The organism is Patulibacter medicamentivorans (assembly GCF_000240225.1).
Taxonomy (GTDB): Bacteria; Actinomycetota; Thermoleophilia; order Solirubrobacterales; family Solirubrobacteraceae; genus Patulibacter; species Patulibacter medicamentivorans.
The window spans coordinates 1-2,244 of record NZ_AGUD01000330.1; the positions used below are offsets into that span (position 1 = coordinate 1).

The following is a 2,244-nucleotide window of genomic DNA, read 5'->3' on the forward strand; positions in this document are numbered from 1 at the left end:
TCGCGCGGGCGCTTCCGGCTAGGGCGCGACCGGCTCGGCGAGCGGCGCGCGCGTCATCGCACCGCCACCCGCAGGTTGGTCGCCGTGCGTCCGGCGCCGATCCGGAGGGTGTAGGCGCCCTTCGCGATCCGCCGCGTGGCCGTGACGGCGGTCAGCCGTCGGAGCGTGCCGGAAGCATACGTCCGGCCGCCGCGCGTGAGCCGGGCGCGCGTGGTGGCGCGGACGCCCTTGACGGCGACCGTGCAGCGGGTGGTGGTGCGGGTTCGCGCCGCGCGCCGAGTCCGCGACGTCTTGCAGGTCACGCGGGCGTCGCGACCCGGATCGCCCTTGTCGCCCTTGGGCCCCGTCGTTCCGGGAGTGCCCGGTCCACCTGGCGTGCCGGGCGTGCCGGGGTCGCCCTTCGCGCCGTGGTCGCCCTGCGGTCCGGGAGCACCCGGGTCGCCCTTGGGCAGCGCGCCGCCGACGCCGGCCAGCGCGACCGTCCGCGCCGGGACGTCGCCGTCGAACGACACCTGGAGCGCGGCGCTGCGTGCGCCGACGGCCGACGGCGCGAGCCGCACGTTGACGGCGCAGGAGCCGCCGGCGGGCACGGCGTGATCGGTGCAGTCCTCGGAGCTGACGAGGAAGTCGTCGCCGTCGACCCCGGTCACGCGGACGCGGCGGACGGCGATCGGGGCGACGTCGGGGTTGGTGACGGTGACTGTCCGGGCCGCGCTCAGCGTCCCCTGCGGGACCGTCCCGAAGTCGGGCGCGGCGCCGGTCGTCGGCAGCGCGACGCCGCGGACGGCGACGTCGGCGGGCAGTGGGCCGCAGTCGTTCCCGGCTGCGTCGCGGACGCAGACGTCGAGCCGATTGGAGCGGATCGTGGTGGTGCCGCCGTCGGCCTTGATCCGCTTCCAGCCCGGGGTCGACCAGCTGATCGTGGCGTCGCCCGAGGCGTCGCTGGTGACCGTCGCCGGATCGCCGGTCAGGACGGTCTGGTCACCGGTGACCGGGTCGGTGGAGACGGGGGAGACGCCGACGTCCGGCATCGGCGACCACTGGCCCGGAGCCCAGGTATCGGTGAAGCCCCTGACGTGGACGGCGAGCGGCGCGTTCAGGTCGACGGTGAAGGTGCTCTGGACCGGGGCGACCGAGGGGCCGTGCTCGCCGGCCGCGGTCGGCTCGCCGATCCCGGTCGGCCCGTCGAGCCGCAGCGGCACGCGGCCGTTGAAGGCGTCGTAGATCCAGAGCACCAGGTCGTCGGGGGCCATCTGGTACTGGCAGCCGCCGACCGAGGTGTAGACCCCGTTCACCAGCACGCCCCAGTAGGCGTTGGTGGCGGGGTCCTCGGCGTCGGGCCCGAAGCGCTTGGCGAAGTAGTCGCCGAAGCCGTCGTACCACTGGCCGTCGAAGTCGCGACCGGTCAGGGTCATGCCGTCGACGGTCGACGCGGTCGGCGTCGGGCCGGGCTCGGGGTTGGCGCCGTTGTTGGTGCTGTCGCAGAGCCGCGGCGTCGTGTCGCTGGCGGCCTGGATGTCGTGCCCGCGGGTCAGGATCGGACCCTCGAAGAGGGTCTTCGTCTTGCCCTCGGTGCGCACCAGCACGCGCTCCAGCGGCGGCGGGTCGGCGGCGGCCACGGTCGGCAGTGCCGCTGATGCGCTGATCGCGGCGATCACGACGGCCATCGCCGTCGTCCATCGGTTCCTCATCGGTCCTCCTCGCCCCTATTCCCGAGGGGCAGTGGGTATGGCGGACCGGGCAGGTCTCCTGGCTCGCGCGTCCGAGCCGCCGCGCCTTCCCGGGACGGATCCCAGTGGCTGCACGCGTGCGTGCGGCGGGTCTTCGCGCTCACAGTGGCGGGTCCGCGCCGGGTTCTCACCGGACTTCCCTTGGCCACGATCCGCGTGTACTTGCCGCGGGGACGGTAGCCGACCGGACGGCGATCCGGAAGGCCGACCCCGAGCCGGCCGGGTCCGCCGCGCCACTGGCGGCGGACCCGGCCGGCCGGTGCTCAACGGCGCCGCCGCGCCCGCAGGGTGGTCGTCAGCTCGAACGTCGGACGGGCACCGACCGCGGCCGACGTGGTCCGGGCGCTGAAGCGCACCGGCCGCTGCCCGCGCCGCCGCAGCTCGCCGCGGATCGCCGGCGAGAGGCGGATCCGGACGGTGCGGGTCGCGCCGGCGCGGACCGTCGCGGCGTGCTCGCCGACGCGGCGCCGGACCGGCACGCGGCCGCCGAGCCGGGCGCTGGCGGTGACGGTCA

2 protein-coding genes and 1 riboswitch are annotated in these 2,244 nt (G+C 75.8%); both genes read right to left on the reverse strand.

Annotated features, from left to right (window positions below; all coding sequences use genetic code 11):
• Positions 1-53 precede the first annotated feature (53 nt).
• On the reverse strand, positions 54-1,691 hold the full coding sequence (locus PAI11_RS25160; protein ID WP_081488616.1) for a choice-of-anchor D domain-containing protein: 1,638 nt from the start codon (positions 1,689-1,691) through the stop codon (positions 54-56).
• A 31-nt stretch (positions 1,692-1,722) separates the two neighbouring features.
• A riboswitch (cobalamin riboswitch) is annotated at positions 1,723-1,896 on the reverse strand.
• 97 nt (positions 1,897-1,993) lie between these two features.
• The coding region (locus tag PAI11_RS27685; protein WP_040601526.1) for a hypothetical protein at positions 1,994-2,244 on the reverse strand (251 nt) is incomplete at its 5' end.

Bases quoted from the DNA above. Each gene is read 5' to 3' on its own strand.
- PAI11_RS25160 (WP_081488616.1), bottom strand. From the start codon at position 1,691: ATGAGGAACCGATGGACGACGGCGATGGCCGTCGTGATCGCCGCGATC.